Raw genomic sequence first — 17805 nt, forward strand, 5'->3', positions numbered from 1 at the left:
GAGCGCCTGACGATTGGCGGCCGCCCCGACCAGCGCGGCCGCCATCAAACCGGCCGACGCGGTCAGCATGAGCACTACGCTGCGCTCGTAGAGCAGCCCGCCCGCCAGCGCGCCCGCCATGATGCCCACCTGGAAAGCCGTCACGTAGAGCCCCGACGCCCCGTCGGGGTCGTCGGCGCCGCTGCGCATCGCCGCGGACTGCATCATCGGCGACACGGCGGTGGCCATCGCCCCCCACAGCACGATCGCGGCCGTCCCGATCAGGGCCGCGGCCGCGGCGGGGCGGCCGCCCAGTGCCAGCGCGGTCAGTACCACGAATGCGGCCGTCAAACCGGCCAGGCACCCGATGATCGCCCCCTTGGGCCTGCGGTCCAGCGGCCGCGCCACCAGGCCGACGGCTATCACCCCCGCCACGCCGTAGGCGGCCAGCACCCATGCCAGGTTCGGCCCCCGCACGCCGACGACCTCGCGGATGATCTCCACGATGTAGGTGTAGGAGACGAAGTGCCCGGTCACGCCGACCATGGTGATGATGCTGACGATGATCAGCCGGCGGTTGCGGTGGTGGCGGGACCGGGGGCCCACGCACTTCAGCTGGTCCTCGGTGAGCACCATCTCCGGCAGCAGCGCCCGCGCGGCCACCGTGACGATGACGGCCGCCACGGTCACACACACCACCGCCAGGCGCCAGCCCCACATCAGGCTCATGGCCGCCGTCAGCGGGCTACCGACCACCAGCGCCAGGCTGGTTCCGACGTAGATCGACATCGTCGCGCGGCCGGCGTGGCTCGGCGGTACCAGCCGCGTCGCGATCGGCGCGATGACCGACCACAGCAGCCCGTGCGTGATCGCGCACAGCACGCGACCGGCGGCCAGTACTTCGAAGGTGGGGGCCACCGCCGAGATCATCTGCGAGACGGTCAGGCAGGTCAGGCTCAGCACGAGCACCCGGCGGCGCGGCAGGTGCGCGGTCCAGCGCACCAGCGGAATCGTGGTCAGCGCCGCGACCAGGGCGTACCACGACAGCAGGGTCCCGACGAGGACCAGGCTGACGTGCAGGTTGCGGGCGATCGCCGGCAGCGCGCCGACGGGCAGGATCTCGGCGGTCACGTAGGTAAAGGCCGCCGCCGCCAGCACCACAAGCTGGGCCGCGACCCGTGGCGTCCACGTTCGGGCGGCAGCATTGGTTTCGGCAGTCATGGCGTCGGTATCGGCCGGGCTACCCAGTTCCTGGGTTGTCGCGCCTAATGCGATCACACTGCCTTACCGTACGGACCGCAACTACGGCTCCCCCCTTATCGGGGCCGTAATCCGGGTCTCAACTCGGTCACCAATCAGGAACGAACGAGGCGCGCGATGGCGGCGGAGGCCTCGGCGAGCTTCTGGTCGGCGTCGTCGCCGCCCTCGGCCACGGCGCGGGTGACGCAGTGGTTGAGGTGCTCGTCGAGCAAATTCAGGGCGACCGAACGCAGCGCGCTGTTGACCGCGCTGATCTGGGTGAGGACGTCGATGCAGTACTTGTCCTCTTCGATCATCCGCGCGATGCCGCGCACCTGACCCTCGATGCGCCGCAGCCGCTTGGCGTAGTTGTCCTTCTGCTGCGAATATCCGTGCGCGTTCGTCATCCTGTCCTTCACCCCTGCCCATCCACGCCCGCCGCGCGTGGCCGGGCCGGCGTCACGATTCCACTTTATACCCCGCCCGGGTATGACCCGCACATTTGCCGTCCGGCCTGTTCACGCATACTTGCAGGATGGCCACAACACGCGATGCGTCCGGAGTCACCGACATCAAACCGCGCAGCCGTGACGTAACCGACGGCCTGGAGAAGGCCGCCGCGCGGGGCATGCTGCGGGCGGTCGGCATGGGCGACGAGGACTTCGCCAAGCCGCAGATCGGGGTGGCGTCGTCGTGGAACGAGATCACGCCGTGCAACCTCTCGCTGGACCGGCTCGCCAAGGCGGTCAAGGAGGGCGTGTTCGCGGCCGGCGGCTTCCCGCTGGAGTTCGGGACGATCTCGGTGTCCGACGGCATCTCGATGGGCCACGAGGGCATGCACTTCTCACTGGTGTCGCGCGAGGTGATCGCCGACAGCGTCGAGACCGTGATGCAGGCCGAGCGCCTCGACGGCTCGGTGCTGCTGGCCGGCTGCGACAAGTCCCTGCCCGGGATGCTGATGGCCGCCGCGCGGCTGGACCTGGCGGCGGTGTTCCTCTACGCGGGGTCGATCCTGCCCGGGCGGGCCAAGCTGTCCGACGGAACCGAACGCGAGGTCACCATCATCGACGCGTTCGAGGCGGTGGGCGCGTGCGCACGCGGCCTGATGCCCCGGGAGGACGTCGACGCCATCGAACGCGCGATCTGTCCCAGCGAGGGCGCGTGCGGCGGCATGTACACCGCCAACACGATGGCCAGCGCCGCGGAGGCGCTCGGCATGTCGCTGCCCGGCAGCGCGGCCCCACCGGCGACCGATTACCGCCGCGACGGGTTCGCCCGCCGCAGCGGTGCGGCCGTCGTCGAGTTGCTGCGGCGCGGGATCACCGCCCGCGACATCCTCACCAAGGAGGCGTTCGAGAACGCGATCGCGGTGGTGATGGCGTTCGGCGGATCCACCAACGCCGTGCTGCACCTGCTGGCGATCGCGCACGAGGCCGACGTGGAGCTGTCCCTCGACGACTTCAGCCGGATCGGTTCGAAAGTGCCGCACCTGGCCGACGTCAAGCCGTTCGGGCGCCACGTCATGTCGCACGTCGACCAGATCGGCGGCGTGCCGGTGGCGATGAAGGCGCTGTTGGATGCGGGCCTGCTGCACGGCGACTGCCTGACGGTGACGGGCCAGACCGTCGCCGAGAACCTGGCCGCGATCGACCCACCCGACCCCGACGGCAAGGTGCTGCGGGCGCTGGACAATCCCATCCACCCGACCGGGGGCATCACCATCCTGCGCGGATCGCTGGCGCCCGAGGGCGCGGTGGTCAAGTCGGCCGGCTTCGACTCTGACGTGTTCGAGGGCACGGCAAGGGTTTTCGACGGTGAGCGGGCCGCGCTGGATGCCCTGGAGGACGGGACGATCACCAAGGGCGATGCCGTGGTGATCCGGTACGAGGGTCCCAAGGGCGGTCCGGGGATGCGCGAGATGCTCGCCATCACCGGCGCCATCAAGGGCGCCGGCCTGGGTAAAGACGTGCTACTGCTGACCGACGGCCGGTTCTCCGGCGGGACGACCGGCCTGTGCGTGGGGCACATCGCGCCGGAGGCGGTCGACGCCGGGCCAATCGCCTTCCTGCGCGACGGCGACCCGATCCGCCTGGACGTCGCGAACCGCGTGCTGGACGTGCTGGTCGACGGGAGCGAATTCGATTCCCGGCGAAAGGGTTTCACCCCTCCCCCGCCGCGCTACAAGACGGGCGTACTGGCCAAGTACGTCAAGCTGGTGAGCACGGCGGCGAACGGTGCGGTCTGCGGCTAGCCCCGATCGCCGCCTCGCTCAACGGGTTTGGATGCTATGCGTGGGTGGCCGCCGCGCGTGTGCGCCTGCCGAAGTAGGTGGCGTTGAGGCCCAACAGGGTTAGCAACGCACCCGCGATCACGTTCGACCACGTCATGCCGGTGGTCAGCGTGACGCCCGGCAGGATCCACAGGGACGCGATGACCCACATGCCGAGCACCGGCATCGTCCAGGTCAACCCGTGTGCACGGTCGAGCGCCGTTGCGAACCCGTACGCCAAGAACGCCGCGGCGACCCCGGCGATCAGGTTCGACGTGGCAAGCGATCCCGTGGCGCTGAAGCCCACCAGCCACGGTGACGCGGCCACATACAGGCCCGTCAGCAGCGCCAGCCCGAAGGTGACGTGCGCACTCATCGACTCGGCGACGCGGTCGTAATTCGCGCGCAGGGCCAACAAGTCGGGGTGGTGATCGATTGATGAATGGACTGTACTCATTTTGTGACCTTTCTGTTATGCAGCAAGCCTTTTGAGCTGTCTGCACCCATCCATCTGCCGTCAAGATTACGCCCGATCACGGTCCGATTCGACCACCCGCGTAGCGTCGTGAGGCGTGGACATCGCGGACCGCCTGCGCCTGGACGTTCCGGTCGCGCAGGCCGGCATGGGCGGTGGTCTGGCGGGTGCCGCGCTGGCCGCCGCGGTCGCCGAGGCGGGCGGCCTGGGCACCCTGGGTATCGCCACGCCGCGCCGGCTGCGCGCGTCCATCGATGAGGTGCGCGAGCGGACGCCGGGCCGCGCGGTCGCGGTAAACCTGTTGCTGCACTTCGTTCATCGCGGGCACATCACGGCCTGCGTCGACGCCGGAGTCGACGCCGTCGTGCTGGCCTTCGGCGAGAAGCGGGGGCTGGTACGACACCTGCGCGACGCCGGCATCTTCGTCTTCGTGATGGTCGGCACCCCGGGGGAGGCCCGCGCCGCTATCGGTTGGGGCGCCGACGGTTTGATCGCTCAGGGGCGCGAGGCCGGTGGCCATCTCGTCGGAACCATGCCGGCGCTGCAATTCCTGCCCCAGGCGCTGGCCGTCGCGGGCCACCGCCCGGTGTTTCTCGCCGGCGGCATCGCCACCGGTGCCGACACCAGCGCCGCCCTGGCTGCGGGCGCCAGCGGCGTGGTCGCGGGAACGCGCTTCCTGATGACGCACGAGGCGAACGCCAACCGGGAGTATCAGCGCCGAGTTGCCAACGCGGACAAGACGATCGAGACCAACCTGTTCGGCCTGAGCTGGCCGCTGCGCCATCGCGTCGTGCCCAACGCTGCGACGCGGCGCTGGTGCCGCGCCGACGGCTGGGCGAAGCCGTTGCCCGCTGCCATCAATGCGGTGAGCCGCCCGATGGCCGTGCTGGGCTACTTCGACGCCGGCGCGTTGATGCGCATGCAGTCGCCGGCCCGGCCGTTGCTCACGCCGCTCGCGCCGCTCGCCGGCACTCCCGATGCGTGGGTGGACCGTGCGGCGCTGTACGCCGGCGAAACCGCCCTGCGAATCGGCGAACTCAGTTCCGCCGCGCAGGCGGTCGCCGACCTCAGCCCTTAGCGCACCAGCGCGAGCGCAAAGCCGTCCCAGCGCTTGGCCCCGACCGTTTGGATCACGGCCGTGTCCAGTCGCGGGTGCTCGCCCATCAGTCGCAAGGTCTCTCGGACCGCCTGCGCCTGCGCGTTGTGCTGCGGATCCAGGATCTGTCCCTCGCGAACGACGTTGTCCGCCACGATGAGTGCGCCCGGGCGGGCCAGCCGGACCGCCCAGTCCAGGTAGGCGACGTAGTTCTCTTTGTCCGCGTCGATGAACACCAGATCGAACGCGCCGCCGTCCAATGTCGGCAACGTGTCCAGCGCCGCACCGACGATCACCTCCACCCGGTCGGCGACACCCGCCCGCTCCAGGTTCGCCCGGGCCACCTCGGCGTGCCGGGGCTCGTATTCCAGGGTCACCACCCGGCCCTGCGGGCCGGCTCCGCGGGCCAGCCAGATGGTGCTGAAGCCGCCCAGGGTGCCGATCTCGAGGATGCGGCGGGCCCGGACCGCGCCGGCCAGCAGGCTCAGAAACTTGCCCTGCTGGGCCGACACGGCGATCTGCGGCAGGCCGGCCGCGTCGCTGGCCTCGACCGCCGCGCTCAGCGCCGGATCGTCCCCGATCACGGTGTCGTTCAGAAACTCGTCGACGTCTTGCGGCGTTGGGTTCTGGGTCATGCCACCAAGCTAGCCGTGCGGCGCGATGCCGGCCGCGCCGGTATCGGAGCGGTCACGGTCATTTACGGATACCCATGGGGGGTATATAGTGGGTGGCGTGGTCGACCACAGCCGTAAGGGATCACAACAGAGAAATGGGTGAGTGAAATGGCAAATTACGAAGCAGGCACCGAGCTGACCTGCGGCCACGAGGGCTGCGGGTGTCGCGTTCGTATCGAGGTTCCCTGCCACTGCTCCGGTTCGGGCGAGCCGTACCGCTGCACCTGTGGCGACGAGCTGACCCCGGTCAAGTAGTCCGCGCCTCCTGAGGCTCGCGTCGAGTGTGCGTCCGGGGCGGCGACACGCCGGGGTGGGAAACCCTGCGCGCACAGCCAAAACCGCGAACGCACACTCGATGCGGCCGGCGCGCCGCGATCAGCGCCCGAACGTACGCCCGGCGAGCTCGACCGTCGCTGCCAGCTGCGGTGTGACCGCCGACGTGCCGATCGCCACCCGATAGCCGCCCGCACCGACGCGCCAGCGCGCCACGCCGCCGTCGTAGCGCGCGAGCAGGCGCGGATCCGCCTCGACGCTCACGCGGCGGCCGGCCCCCGGTTCCAGCTCGACCCGCTCGAATCCGAGCAGCCGCAGGCACGGCCCGTCGGGGGTCCCGGTGAGATACAGCTGCGGGACGTCGGCCCCCGTGCGGTCGCCCGTGTTGACCACGCTGAAGCTGGCGGTCACCGTGTCTCCACCGGTGACGTCCAGGTCTTGGTACTCAAAGCTGGTGTAGGACAAGCCATGTCCGAAGGCGAACGCCGGTGTCGCCCCGGTGGCGGCGAACCAGCGGTAGCCGACGTCGGATCCCTCCACGTACTCGATCGTGCTCGGCTCCCCCCACGCGGCGCCGGGTCCGGGCAGTTCCGGGCGCGGCGTCTGTCGCAGGTCGGCCGGGAAGGTGATCGGCAGGCGTCCCGACGGATTGACCTGCCCGGCAAGGACTTCCGCGATGGCCTGGGCGCCGGCCTGCCCCGGATACCAGGCCTGCACGATCGCCCGCACCGAGTCGCGCCAGGGCATGGTCACCGGATTGCCCGTCTCGAGCACCACGACGGTGTTCGGGTTGGCGGCGGACACGGCGGTGATCAGCTCGTCCTGCCCCTGCGGCAGCGACAGGTCGGCGATGTCGAACCCTTCCCCCTCTGCGCGAACCGCGAACACGATCGCGAAGTCCGCGCGGCGCGCCGCGCGGACCGCCTCCGTGGGACTGATGCCGGGGTCGAATTCGATTTCGGCGTTGGGCAATTGCTTTCGCAGCTCGTCCAGCGGGCTCGATGGCAGCAGGTGCAGCTTGCGCAGCCCCGCCTCGAGTCCGGCGCCGCCGATCGGAATCACGGCCGCGTAGCCGCCCGGCGGGACGACGGCGCTCGACCCGTAGCCGGCAGGCACGCCCACGTTCGCGTACCCGCCGATGACGGCGATGCGGGCGGTCGATTCCGGCGCCAGGGGCAGCAGCCCGCGGTTGCTCAGCAGCACGATTCCCTGCCGGGCGACCCGCAGCGCAATCTCGTTGTGGGCGGCCAGATCCGGTGGGGGCGTGACCGTTGCCCGGTCGACGCCGACCGCGAACATCGACCGCAGGATCCGCCGGACCATGTCGGAGAGGCGCTCGTCGCTCAGCCTGCCGTCGGCATGGGCGGCGCGCAGCGGCGCGCCGAAGGTTTCGCTCTGCCACAACAGCGCGTCGATCTGCGCGCCGCATTCCTGGTCGAGGCCGGCGAGCGCGCACTCCCACGACGGCGTGGCCCCCCAGTCCGACATGACCCAGCCCGGGTATCCCCAGGCGCCTTTCAGCACTTGGTTGAGCAGGACGTCGTTGGCGGCGGCGTAGGCGCCGTTGACCTTGTTGTAGGCGGCCATCACGGCGCCCGGCCGCGCCCGCTCGATGGCCATTTCGAAGGCCAGCAGGTCGGATTCGCGATGCGCGTCGGGGTCGATGACGGCGTCCAAAAAGTGCCTGTTGGTCTCGTTGCAGTTCAGCGAGTAGTGCTTGACGGTCGAGATGACGTGTTGTTGCTGGATGCCGTCGATCGACTCCGCGGCGATCGTCGCGGTCAAAAGCGGGTCCTCGGAAAGGTATTCGAAGTTGCGCCCGTTCCGCGGGTCGCGCGCGAGGTTCATGGCGCCGGCCAGCTGCACGTTGAACCCGCGGCTGCGGGCCTCCCGGCCGATCACCTCCCCCGCCGCGCGGGCGAGCGCGGGATCGAAGCTCGCCGACAGCGCCAGCCCGGCCGGCAGCGCGGTCGCGCTGTCACCCGGGCGGTAGCCGGGGTTGGTCACACCGAGGCCGGCGTCGCTCATCTGCAACGCCGGAATGCCGAGCCGGGGAACGCCGGGCACGTAACCGGCGCTCATCGGGACGCCCGGTGGGATGCGGTCGTCGCGCACCGGCCACATGTCGCCGGCCCCCATCACGCCGACCAGGAGCGAGAACCGCTCGTCGTCGGTCAGCTGGGCCTCGACCTCGCGTGCCCGGGCGTCGGGATCGCTCACCGCGCACCCTCTTTCGCGTACACGACGCGCAGCACGTGCCCCAACTCGGGGCCCATCACCAGCTCCGCCAGCTCGCCGAACGTCGCGACGAACTCCGGGCCGTGCGGTGGGTCGGCCCGGCACAGGTGGTGAGCGACCTCGTGAAGCACCACGAGTTCGCGCAGCGCCCAGTCGGCGGTGTCGCGGTCGGGGACCGCGATAACGCCTGCGCCGTCGCGGAATTCGTAATGGGCCGCGGTGGCGGCCCGTCGCGGCCGCACCCGCAGCGGCGCCGCGGAGGGCCACCGCCGGCGCACCGCCGGCAATGCAAGCACCTGGTCAACATAGCGCTGCGCGGCGGACACCGAGCCGAATCGTCCCTCCGGCGGCAGCGTGAGCTGCCCGCCGAAGAAGTCCACGACGGGTGACCCGTGCTCGGCGGCCCGGTCGAACAGCGTCCGGACGAACTCCTCGGCCGCGTAAACCTTGGCGCGCTGGGAGTCCCTCTTGGCGGAGCGTTCCGGGGTCACCGGCCCAACGGGGTGCGCGCGCCCGGGAGTTCGGGGCTGCTGCCCAGCCGCGCCCGCCGACCGGCCCGGTCCCCCGCGCGCCGCGCCGACGAGGAATAGCCCGCCGTCGCCCGGCTGACCTGATAGGTGCCCCGCGCCTTCGACGCGCTCCGGTAGTAGTCGTGCAGCTCGACATCTTTGTCCCGCAACGCGATCGCCGTGCCCGGCGGCCGGCGCCTGTCCTTGGTGGCCTCGCGCCGGGCCTGGTCACGAGCCTCCGCCAGGCGCTGGCCCACGCGGGCCCCGAAGGCCAACTGGAAGTTCAGCCGCGCGGTGATGGTGGGCGTCGGCCGGTGCGCGCCCGACGCCAGGTAGGCGTCCGACGCCCGCACCATCTGGACCACCAGGCTGGCGTACAACGCGTGCGTGGCGTCGATGTCCTCGGCGAACCCGTAGGCGTAGACGAACGTCGAATTCGATGCCACGTCACAGCGCACGTCGTTGGCCATCGCGATCAACACGAACAGCTGCACATAGGTCCGCAGTCCCTTGGTGCCGGCTTCCCCGATGGTGATGGTCCGCTGCGTCGGGGCCTGCGCCGGCGAGCGGTTCGCCGCGTGGGACCGCGCCACCGCCAGGTCGATGGAGGACGCCGTGGCCAACCGCTGCGCGGCGCTCATGAAGGCGTCCGCCTCATGCGGGTTGTCGGTGCCTTCGGCCTGGCGCAACAGCGCGGCGATGCGGGCCAGCATCTTGTCGTCCGTCATGTGCGCCACTCCTCTCCCCCCGAGCGGGCGGTACCCGCTCTGCATCGTCGTCGGCGCGGGTCATATGCGCCAAAATACGGGAGCGCTACGACAGTTCCGCCTCAGAGCCGGGCGGTGATCCAGGCGACCACGTCGCCCAGCACCTGGTCGCGCTCCGGCTCGTTGAAGACTTCGTGGTAGAGCCCGGGGTAGACCTTCAGTTCGACGTCGGCGGACCCGACACACTCGACCAGGCGCCGGCTGCCCGCGACGGGAATCAGGCGGTCGTCGGAGCCGTGCACCACCAGCAGTGGCGCCGTCAGCGCCGGTGCGCGCTGCGGCATGGTCTCGCCGACCTGAAGGAGGGCGCGGCCGATGCCGGCCGGAACCTTCCCGTGATACACCAGCGGATCGCTCTTGTAGGCCGCCACCACTTCCGGGTCCCGGGAGATGGCGTCGACGTCCAGCTCCTGCACCGGCAGGCCGGGCACCAGGCCGCCGACGACCCGGGCGGCCAGCGCCATCAGCGGCGACACCTGGTCCTGGGCGGCCACCGCGGGCCCCGACAGCACCATCAGGTCGTAGTTGTCGGGCCGTTCGACGCCGTAGGCGAACACGATGCCGCCGCCCATGCTGTGCCCGAGCACGATGCATTTGAGGCCCGGATGCTCCCGGGTGGCGATCCGCACCAGGCTGTCGAAGTCCGCCGTGTACTCGGAGACGTCACGCACCAGCACCCGCTTGCCACCCGAACGGCCGTGCCCGCGATGGTCCAGCGCGTAGGTGACCAGGCCCGCCTCCCCGAAACGCTCCGCGACGTGGTCGTACCGGCGGGCATACTCGCCGAGTCCGTGCGACAGTACGACCACCGCCCGCGGCGCGGTGTCCGGTGTCCAGACGTCGTAAACGATGCGCACTCCACCGAATCCGTCGAAGTTCCGTTCGGCTCGGTTCACTGCACGGTCCTAGTCATTACGGGCAGCGTAATGGCTCCCGATGCAGGTCGCCCTGCCAGACACTGTCGTAGGCTCTCCCATCGTGGGACTGCTTGCGCAAAACGCCGCGAACTCCGACCTCGTCCCCCCGGTCGGCGGTGACTTCTCGGCGCACGCCGAGCCGTACCGTCGTGAGCTGCTCGCCCACTGCTACCGGATGACCGGGTCGCTGCACGACGCCGAGGATCTGGTGCAGGAAACGTTGCTGCGCGCGTGGAAGGCCTACGACCGCTTCGAGGGGAAGTCCTCGATGCGGACGTGGCTGCACCGCATCGCCACCAACACCTGCCTGAGCGCGCTGGAGGGCAGGCAACGCCGCCCGCTGCCGACCGGGTTGGGCGCACCCAGCTCCGACCCGACCGCCGAACTGCACGAGCGGCGCGAGGTGCCCTGGCTGGAACCACTCCCGGACCTGACGAACGACCCGGCCGACCCGTCGGTCATCGTCGGGTCGCGAGAGTCGGTCCGGTTGGCGTTTGTCGCTGCGCTGCAACACCTCTCACCCCGGCAGCGGGCGGTGCTGTTGCTTCGTGACGTGCTGCAGTGGAAGGCCGCCGAAGTGGCCGACGCGATCAACACCACCACGACCGCCGTCAACAGTTTGCTGCAGCGCGCCCGGTCCCAGCTGGACGCCGTCGGGCCCAGCGCGGGCGACCGGTTGGCGGCACCGGATTCCCCGGAAACCCAGGACCTGCTGGCGCGCTACATCGCCGCCTTCGAGGCCTACGACATCGACCGCCTAGTCGAACTGTTCACCGCCGAGGCCATCTGGGAGATGCCGCCGTACGTCGGTTGGTACCGGGGCCCGCGGGACATCGTCACCCTCATTCACCAGCAATGCCCCGCCCAGGACCCCGGCGACATGCGCCTGCTGCCGGTGGTCGCCAACGGGCAGCCCGGCGCCGCCATGTACATGCGCGCCGGCGATCGGCACGTGCCCTTCCAGCTGCACGTCCTCGATGTGCGCGGCGACGCGGTGTCACACGTGGTGGCCTTCCTCGACGAGAAGCTGTTCGCGAAGTTCGGCCTGCCGGAGGCGTTATGACATACATCGACGTCACACCCGCGTCCGGAAAGGCGCTGCTGTTGCTGGGCGCCTTCGACATCGGCAGCGTCGGCTACGCCGCCGAAGAGTTCTTCATCTCCGGCACCGCTTCGTCCTTCGCGCCGAACGGCGAGCTCGGCCCGGACGGTCGCTGGGATGTAACACCCAGCGGGACAGCCGATTACACCACTCGGATCGTGGCCATCACACCCACCGATCCGGCCCGTTTCAACGGCACCGCGCTGGTCGAGTGGCTCAACGTCAGCGGCGGCATCGACGCGCCCGCCGTATGGATGATGGCGCACCGTGAAATCGTCCGGGCGGGATACGCCTACGTAGCCGTCTCGGCGCAGAAGGTGGGGATTGACGGCGGCGCCAGCCTGCTCGGCATGGACATGTCCCTGAAGACGCAAGATCCGGCCCGCTACGGCGGCTTGCATCACCCGGGCGACGCCTTCGCGTTCGACATCTTCTCCCACGCCGGCGAACTCGTCAGGGATCGGGGCGACGGCATCCTGGCCGGGCTGCATCCGCAACACGTCATCGGGATCGGCGAGTCGCAATCGGCGATGTTCCTCACCACCTACGTCAACGCCGTCGATCCGCTCGCCCGCGTTTACGACGGCTTCCTGGTGCACTCCCGATTCGGGCCGGCCGCACCGCTCGACGGGGTCTCGCTGATCGAGGGACTGGAGTCCTCGCGCGGGTCGCAACAGGCGGTGAAGTTCCGGCCGAACCTGCGCGTCCCACTGCTCACGGTCATCACCGAGACCGATCTGTTCGGCCATGTGCCGCTGGGCTATTACTCCGCCAGGCAGCCCGACAACGACATGCTGCGGGTCTGGGAGATCCCCGGCGCCGCGCACGCCGACAACTACACCATTCAGGTGGCGCCGATCGACTCCGGTTCGGCCCCGCTCGCCGACATCGTGGCCGCTTACGCGCCGACCAACATGCTGATGGGTCAGCAACTCGATCACTACATCAACTTCGGCCCGCAGCATCACTACGTGGTGCAGGCGGCGGTCGCCGCGCTCGACGGGTGGATCCGGACCGGGGAGCCGGCGCCCTCGGCCGCGCCGATAGCCATGCGCGAATCCGAGTCGCCCCAGCTGGTGCTCGACGCCAACGGCCTTGCCCAGGGCGGCATTCGGAGCCCCTGGGTCGACGTACCGATCGCGCGCACGTCCGGCGTCACCACCGACGAAAACCTGATGGCCGCGATCTTCGGGGCGGGTGAACCCTTCGACGCCGACACGGTGCGCCGCCTCTACCCGGGCGGCAAGGCCGAATACCTGGAGCGCTTCACCGCCTCGCTCGACGCGGCCATCGACGCTCGCTTCATCCTGCCTGCGGATCGCACCGAGATCCTGGCGCTCGCCGCCGCGACCTACCCCGGCGACGGGGCCTAGAACAACCGGCTGTCCGGTGCCGGCCCCGGCACGGGCCGGACCAGTCCCGCCCCGGTGACCAGCGGCAGGTCCAGCGCCGAGAGCAGCCCCGGCGGGGCGGCGCACACCGCCGGGATGGCGTTGACCATCCTCGAGGCGCCCGCGATCCGGGCGCCCAGGTCGTGGTCGTGGTCTTCCGCCATCTCGAATTCGCACCGCATGCTGGGCGATCCCTCGATCTCGACCCGATAGAGGCCGCGCCCGGAGGCCTGCCCGTACCCGAGGTCCTTCGGCGGGATCGAGATGCGAGGCTGCGGCCAGTCCGGCGCGATGTCGTCGCGCATCCGGGTGACGTGGTCGAGGACGAAAGTTGGCTTCCCAGCGACGTATCCGGTCAGCGTGGAGCGCATGGCCGCGATCGTCCCGGCGTCGATGTGGCCGGTGGGCGTGTCGAAGGACTCGGCGGCGGGAAGGCGTTCGTTGCTTTCCTCGATGTCGTCGATCTTGACGCCCAGTCCGGCGGCGAGCTGATGCAGGACCGGCCCCCAGCCGAAGGTGAAGATTCCCGGCTGGGCAGCGAACGCCTGGTATTCCGCGGGTTTGCCGAACCCCAGGATCTCGTACACCGCGGCCCGATCCGGGTAAGTGGCGTAGTTGAACATCTCCGTCACCCGGACCGACTCGATGACGCGCGAGACGCCTGTAAGCACCAAAGGCAGGACGTCGTTGGCGAAGCCGGAGTCGATGCCGGTGGTGAAGAACGACGCACCGCCGTCGAGCGCGGCCCGCCGTAGGGGATCGGTGAACGCCGCGTCGACACCGTCGGGAAAGACCAGCGGCACAACCGAACACGACACCACGTTCTTGCCGGCCCGCAGGATCGAGACCATGTCCTCGACGGCCTCGAGCGGCCGCAGGTTGGCGCCGGCGGCGTACACCACCGCATCGGCGCCGCCGGCGAGCATCGCCGAGGGGTCCTGGGTGGCCGTAACCCCGACCGGCCCGATGCCGCACAGCTCCCCCGCGTCGCGGCCCGCCTTGGCGTCGCTGTGCACGACCAGATCGACCAGCTTTAACTCCGGGTGGTCGATGACGCCGCGCAGGGCAATCACCCCCATCGAACCCGGCCCCCACACTCCGACCTTGATCACCGCGGATATCTCCTAATATTAGGATGCATGTATTTACAATTTGGACGGATGGTAGGGAGGTGGACATCGGTACGTCAACCGCCAAATCGCCGCCCACCGGCCGCGTGATGGATGTGCTTGCCACGCTGGCGGATTCGCCGGCAGGGCTGACGTCCGCCGAGGTGGCGAAGCGCTGCGCGATCAGCACATCCACCTGCGCCCTGGTGCTGGCCGAACTGGAAGGGCGCGCCTGGGTGGCGCGCCGCGGAGATCGCCGCTACGTCCTGGGCAGTGGCCTGTTCGGGCTGGTGCATGGGCTACGGGCGCAGTTCCCGCTGCTGGACCGGGGCCGCGACGCCCTGCGGTTTCTGCATGAAGCGCTCGGCGCGGGCTGCTCCATGTCGAAGATCGGCGGGCGGCACCTGACCACGGTGGACGCGGTCGGCCACGGAACCGACGGCGGGCAAGCCGTCGGCCAGCGCTTCCCCATCGACCCGCCGTTCGGCCTGGTCGCCATGGCCTGGCGCGACGACGAATTCGTGCGGGCCTGGCTGCACCGGGTGATGCCGCGGCTGACCCGGGCGGAGGTCGCCGACCACCAGCGGGTGCTCGCCGACATTCGCGCCCGTGGGTACGGCGCGTGGCGGTTCGACGACACCCACCAGTCGCTGCACGATCGCCTCGCCGAGGTGCTGACGTCCCTGGAGCCGACGGCGCGGGTGACCCGCCAGCTCACCACCCTGATGACGATGGTGACGCTGCAGTCCGTCACCGATGTGCTCGAAACCGATTTGGCCGCGGCCGAGTTCGTGGTGCTGCCGATCTTCGGGCCGGATGGCCAGCCGGACTACCAGATCGAGATCCACCTGGGCCGCTCTCCCGGACTGACACTGCCCGGGCTCGAGGCCGCGCTCAGGCATGCCCAGGGGCTGCTCGCCGCGACCGTGTCCTGACGTCGCCGGTGAGATTAGGCTGGGCCCATGGCTGCCCACGCGGACATCCGGCGTGCGGCCGAGCGGGCCGTCACCAACACACCCTGGCTGACATCGCGGCACTCGTTCTCGTTCGGCGACCACTACGACCCGGATAACACCCACCACGGGTTGCTACTGGTCAACAACGACGACATCGTCGCGCCCGGAACCGGATTCGGCACGCATCCGCACCGGGACATGGAGATCGTGACGTGGGTGATGAAGGGTCGATTGGCGCACCGGGACTCCATCGGCAATCACGGCGTCATCGTTCCCGGCCTGGCCCAGCGCATGTCGGCGGGCACCGGAATCCTGCACTCGGAGGAGAACGACTCTCCCACGGAGCCAGTGCATTTCGTGCAGATGTGGGTGGTGCCGGACGAGGCCGGCATCGCCCCCGGCTATCAACAGCAAGAGATCGGCGCGGACGTGTTGGACGGCACACTCGTGACGATCGCCTCGGGTATCCGCGGCCGGGACGGGGCGATCGACCTGCACAACCGCAGCGCCGCCCTACACGCCGCGCGGCTGCAGCCCGGTGACACCGTGATCCTCCCGCAGGCGCCCTACCTGCATCTCTTCGTGGCGCGGGGCGCGATCACCTGCGAGGGCGCCGGCGACCTGCGGGACGGTGACGCCGTTCGGTTCACCGATGCCGGCGAAGCGCGGGTTACGGCGAACGATGCGTCGGAACTACTGGTCTGGGAGATGCACGCTGAACTGGGGGCCGCGAGCCCATAGAGTGGGCGTGACAGACAGGAGCCGGCATGTCTCAATCGCGGCCGCAGCACGCGGCGCCGAACCCCAACCGGAACGTGAAGGCGGTCCGGACCGTGCGGTTCTGGGCGGCGCCGCTCGTGATCACGCTGGCCCTGATGTCGGCGCTGTGCGCGCTCTACCTCGGCGGCATCTTGAACCCGATGACCAACCTGCGGCACTTCCCCATCGCCGTGGTCAACGAGGACGCCGGGCCGGCCGGCGCGGAACTCACCGGCCGCTTGGTCAACGGCCTGGACAAGAACAAGTTCGACGTCCGCGTGCTCAGTCGCGACGCCGCCAAGCACGAGTTGAGCACCGGGCACGTGTACGGCTCGGTGCTGATCCCGCCCAGCTTCTCGTCGAAGCTGCGCGATCTGGGCGCCAGCGCGGTGGTGCCCGGTCCCGCGGAACGGCCGGTGATCACGATCTCGACGAACCCGCGGGCCGGCACGCTCGGCGCCAGCATCGCCGCGCAGACGCTGAACATGGCGATGGGCGTGGCGAATGGTGAAGTGGGCGAACGACTCCTCGCTTCGGTCAAGGCGCAGACCGGCGGCGCACCGCTGGCCGGGGCCGCCGAAGAGGGCCTGTCGACGCCGATCGAGATCGAGTCGACCGTGTTCCACCCGCTGCCCGACGGCACCGGTAACGGGCTATCGGCCTTCTATTACGCGCTCTTACTGCTGCTCGCGGGGTTCACCGGCAGTATCGTGGTCAGCACCCTGGTCGACGCGTTACTCGGTTACGTCCCAGCCGAATTCGGTCCGGTGTATCGCTTCGCCGAGCAGGTCAGAATCTCGCGATTTCAGACGCTGCTGCTCAAGTGGGCGATCATGGTGCTGCTGGGCCTGCTCACCTCCGCCGTCTATATCGCGATCGCTCATGGGCTCGGCATGCCCATCGACCTCGGCTGGCAACTCTGGGCCTTCGGGGTGTTCGCGATCGCCGCGGTGGGCATCACCTCCAGTTCGTTGCTCTCCGTGCTGGGCACCGGCGGCCTGCTGGTCAGCATGTTGATCTTCGTGATCCTCGGCCTGCCCTCGGCCGGCGCCACCGTGCCGCTGGAGGCGACGCCGACGTTCTTCCGCTGGTTGGCTGAATTCGAGCCCATGCACCAGGTTTTCCTCGGCACCCGGTCGTTGCTGTACTTCAAGGGGCACGCGGACACCGGGATCTCCCAGGCGCTGATCATGACGACGATCGGCCTCGTGATCGGGCTGCTGCTGGGCGGCATCGTCACGCACCTGTACGACCGCAAGGGATTCCACCGGATCGCGGGTGCCGTCGAGCTGGCGATCGCCCAGGAACACCAGGCTCAGCACAAGGCGCGCCAGGGCAAGCACGAGCGAACGGTCGCCGCCACCGAGCCGGAACCGTCGAGCGAAAGCCCAAGCGAGCAAACGTAATTCGACCGCCGCCCGAGCGTCATCCGCCCGTTATCTAAATTGACAGTGTGACGGATGTGACTGATGATGTTTATGTTGTATTCAGATCCGGGCGGAAAGGGCGATCGTGCTGACCCGAGGCGCCAGCTTGCGCCGGCTGGTGGCCGGCTGCACCGCCATCGTCGCCGGCATTGTCCTCGCGTGCACCACCGGACAGCCGGTCGCGCACGCCGCCGACGGCCGCGATCTGCTGGCCAACGCCATCAACACCACCAAGGGCTCCTACCTGGTCTATAACTTCGGTCCCGGCCATCCCGCACCGATGCTCAACGCCGGTGGCAGCTGGTACGAGATGAACAACGGCGGCCACCTGATGATCATCAAGAACGCCGCGGGCCGGCTTTCGCCCCACCTGCTGGTCGACACGCACCAGGGCGATCAGGCGCGCTGCGAGAACAACCCCGGCGCCCGCACCGGCGAGGGCCTCTGGCAGGCGTCGGAACTCTATGCGCCGCTGCAGGCGTGGCAGCGAATGGGCCAGCCCACGATCGCGATCAACGCGAACTTCTTCGACGTACGCGGTCAGAAAGCCGGCTCGTGGCGTCAGACCGGCTGCAGCTCGCCGCTGGGCGCCTTCGTGGACAACACCAACGGCCAGGGCCGCGCT

16 protein-coding genes and 2 pseudogenes are annotated in these 17805 nt (G+C 69.6%); 9 read left to right on the top strand and 9 right to left on the bottom strand.

All coding sequences use genetic code 11. The features are described 5' to 3' along the window. Together A5704_RS09050 and A5704_RS09055 are read right to left on the bottom strand one after the other, a co-directional pair. Nucleotides 1-1200, bottom strand: a 1200-nt coding sequence (locus A5704_RS09050; RefSeq protein WP_067888629.1) for an MFS transporter, incomplete at its 3' end; no start/stop codon positions are given. Nucleotides 1201-1334: 134 nt separating this feature from the next. Next, on the bottom strand, nt 1335-1625 hold the full coding sequence (locus tag A5704_RS09055; protein ID WP_007167284.1) for a metal-sensitive transcriptional regulator: 291 nt from the start codon (nt 1623-1625) through the stop codon (nt 1335-1337). 128 nt (nt 1626-1753) lie between these two features. Between A5704_RS09055 and ilvD the strand changes: the two genes are divergently transcribed. After that, complete coding sequence (gene ilvD, locus A5704_RS09060; protein WP_067888623.1) at nt 1754-3469, top strand: dihydroxy-acid dehydratase; 1716 nt, start codon at nt 1754-1756, stop codon at nt 3467-3469. Between the two features lie 34 nt (nt 3470-3503). On the opposite strand, the gene A5704_RS09065 is transcribed toward ilvD, so the two are convergent. Further along, nucleotides 3504-3944: an SPW repeat protein gene (locus A5704_RS09065; RefSeq protein ID WP_067779239.1), complete on the bottom strand. Its 441-nt coding sequence runs from the start codon at nt 3942-3944 to the stop codon at nt 3504-3506. A 115-nt stretch (nt 3945-4059) separates the two neighbouring features. Here A5704_RS09065 and A5704_RS09070 point away from each other — a divergent pair, with 115 nt between their 5' ends. Then, entirely contained in the window at nt 4060-5040 is a 981-nt protein-coding gene (locus tag A5704_RS09070) for a nitronate monooxygenase (protein WP_067888626.1), read from the top strand. On the opposite strand, the gene A5704_RS09075 is transcribed toward A5704_RS09070, so the two are convergent. Next, nucleotides 5037-5693, bottom strand: a complete 657-nt coding sequence (locus A5704_RS09075; RefSeq protein WP_067756069.1) for an O-methyltransferase — start codon at nt 5691-5693, stop codon at nt 5037-5039. The genes A5704_RS09070 and A5704_RS09075 overlap by 4 nt on opposite strands. A 147-nt stretch (nt 5694-5840) precedes the next feature. Between A5704_RS09075 and mymT the strand changes: the two genes are divergently transcribed. Continuing rightward, complete coding sequence (gene mymT / locus A5704_RS27550) at nt 5841-5987, top strand: metallothionein MymT (RefSeq protein ID WP_073877879.1); 147 nt, start codon at nt 5841-5843, stop codon at nt 5985-5987. A 120-nt stretch (nt 5988-6107) separates the two neighbouring features. Here the strand turns inward: mymT and A5704_RS09080 are convergent, their stop codons facing one another. The 4 genes from A5704_RS09080 to A5704_RS09095 all read right to left on the bottom strand — a co-directional run bounded on the left by A5704_RS09080 (nt 6108) and on the right by A5704_RS09095 (nt 10376). Further along, a complete protein-coding gene (locus tag A5704_RS09080) occupies nt 6108-8225 on the bottom strand; it encodes a beta-glucosidase (RefSeq protein WP_197505004.1) in 2118 nt (705 codons plus the stop codon). Beyond that, entirely contained in the window at nt 8222-8734 is a 513-nt protein-coding gene (locus A5704_RS09085) for a TIGR04338 family metallohydrolase (RefSeq protein ID WP_067756071.1), read from the bottom strand. The genes A5704_RS09080 and A5704_RS09085 overlap by 4 nt, the downstream gene beginning before the upstream one ends. Continuing rightward, entirely contained in the window at nt 8731-9480 is a 750-nt protein-coding gene (locus A5704_RS09090) for a DUF2786 domain-containing protein (RefSeq protein WP_067756073.1), read from the bottom strand. The genes A5704_RS09085 and A5704_RS09090 overlap by 4 nt, the downstream gene beginning before the upstream one ends. Before the next feature lie 101 nt (nt 9481-9581). Beyond that, complete coding sequence (locus A5704_RS09095) at nt 9582-10376, bottom strand: lysophospholipase (RefSeq protein ID WP_369807429.1); 795 nt, start codon at nt 10374-10376, stop codon at nt 9582-9584. On the opposite strand from A5704_RS09095, the pseudogene A5704_RS09100 reads away from it, so the two are divergent. After that, nucleotides 10369-11499: pseudogene (locus tag A5704_RS09100) on the top strand (sigma-70 family RNA polymerase sigma factor). The gene A5704_RS09095 and the pseudogene A5704_RS09100 overlap by 8 nt on opposite strands. Beyond that, on the top strand, nt 11496-12911 hold the full coding sequence (locus A5704_RS09105) for an alpha/beta hydrolase domain-containing protein (RefSeq protein ID WP_067756083.1): 1416 nt from the start codon (nt 11496-11498) through the stop codon (nt 12909-12911). Before A5704_RS09100 ends, A5704_RS09105 begins: the two are co-directional and overlap by 4 nt. Here the strand turns inward: A5704_RS09105 and A5704_RS09110 are convergent. Next, entirely contained in the window at nt 12908-14041 is a 1134-nt protein-coding gene (locus A5704_RS09110; protein WP_082950099.1) for a dihydrodipicolinate reductase, read from the bottom strand. The genes A5704_RS09105 and A5704_RS09110 overlap by 4 nt on opposite strands. Nucleotides 14042-14148: 107 nt before the next feature. On the opposite strand from A5704_RS09110, the gene A5704_RS09115 reads away from it, so the two are divergent. The 4 genes and pseudogenes from A5704_RS09115 to A5704_RS09130 form a co-directional block, all read left to right on the top strand. After that, nucleotides 14149-14973, top strand: a complete 825-nt coding sequence (locus tag A5704_RS09115) for a MarR family transcriptional regulator (protein ID WP_067756159.1) — start codon at nt 14149-14151, stop codon at nt 14971-14973. 27 nt (nt 14974-15000) lie between these two features. Further along, nucleotides 15001-15735, top strand: a complete 735-nt coding sequence (locus A5704_RS09120; protein WP_067756086.1) for a pirin-like bicupin family protein — start codon at nt 15001-15003, stop codon at nt 15733-15735. 26 nt (nt 15736-15761) lie between these two features. After that, the gene (locus A5704_RS09125) at nt 15762-17159 is read left to right on the top strand and encodes a YhgE/Pip domain-containing protein (RefSeq protein WP_067756090.1); all 1398 of its coding nucleotides are present in this window, start codon (nt 15762-15764) and stop codon (nt 17157-17159) included. 79 nt (nt 17160-17238) lie between these two features. Continuing rightward, a pseudogene (locus tag A5704_RS09130) lies at nt 17239-17805 on the top strand (hypothetical protein); the annotation flags it as partial.

Origin of the sequence: Mycobacterium sp. E735 (assembly GCF_001666955.1) — a bacterium.
Classification (GTDB): domain Bacteria; phylum Actinomycetota; class Actinomycetes; order Mycobacteriales; family Mycobacteriaceae; genus Mycobacterium.

Coding starts and splice junctions, on each gene's coding strand:
- A5704_RS09090 (WP_067756073.1), bottom strand. CDS start 9,480: ATGACGGACGACAAGATGCTGGCCCGCATCGCCGCGCTGTTGCGCCAG.
- A5704_RS09055 (WP_007167284.1), bottom strand. CDS start 1,625: ATGACGAACGCGCACGGATATTCGCAGCAGAAGGACAACTACGCCAAG.
- A5704_RS09125 (WP_067756090.1), top strand. CDS start 15,762: ATGTCTCAATCGCGGCCGCAGCACGCGGCGCCGAACCCCAACCGGAAC.
- ilvD (WP_067888623.1), top strand. CDS start 1,754: ATGGCCACAACACGCGATGCGTCCGGAGTCACCGACATCAAACCGCGC.
- A5704_RS09115 (WP_067756159.1), top strand. CDS start 14,149: ATGGATGTGCTTGCCACGCTGGCGGATTCGCCGGCAGGGCTGACGTCC.
- A5704_RS09105 (WP_067756083.1), top strand. CDS start 11,496: ATGACATACATCGACGTCACACCCGCGTCCGGAAAGGCGCTGCTGTTG.
- A5704_RS09075 (WP_067756069.1), bottom strand. CDS start 5,693: ATGACCCAGAACCCAACGCCGCAAGACGTCGACGAGTTTCTGAACGAC.
- mymT (WP_073877879.1), top strand. CDS start 5,841: ATGGCAAATTACGAAGCAGGCACCGAGCTGACCTGCGGCCACGAGGGC.
- A5704_RS09065 (WP_067779239.1), bottom strand. CDS start 3,944: ATGAGTACAGTCCATTCATCAATCGATCACCACCCCGACTTGTTGGCC.
- A5704_RS09120 (WP_067756086.1), top strand. CDS start 15,001: ATGGCTGCCCACGCGGACATCCGGCGTGCGGCCGAGCGGGCCGTCACC.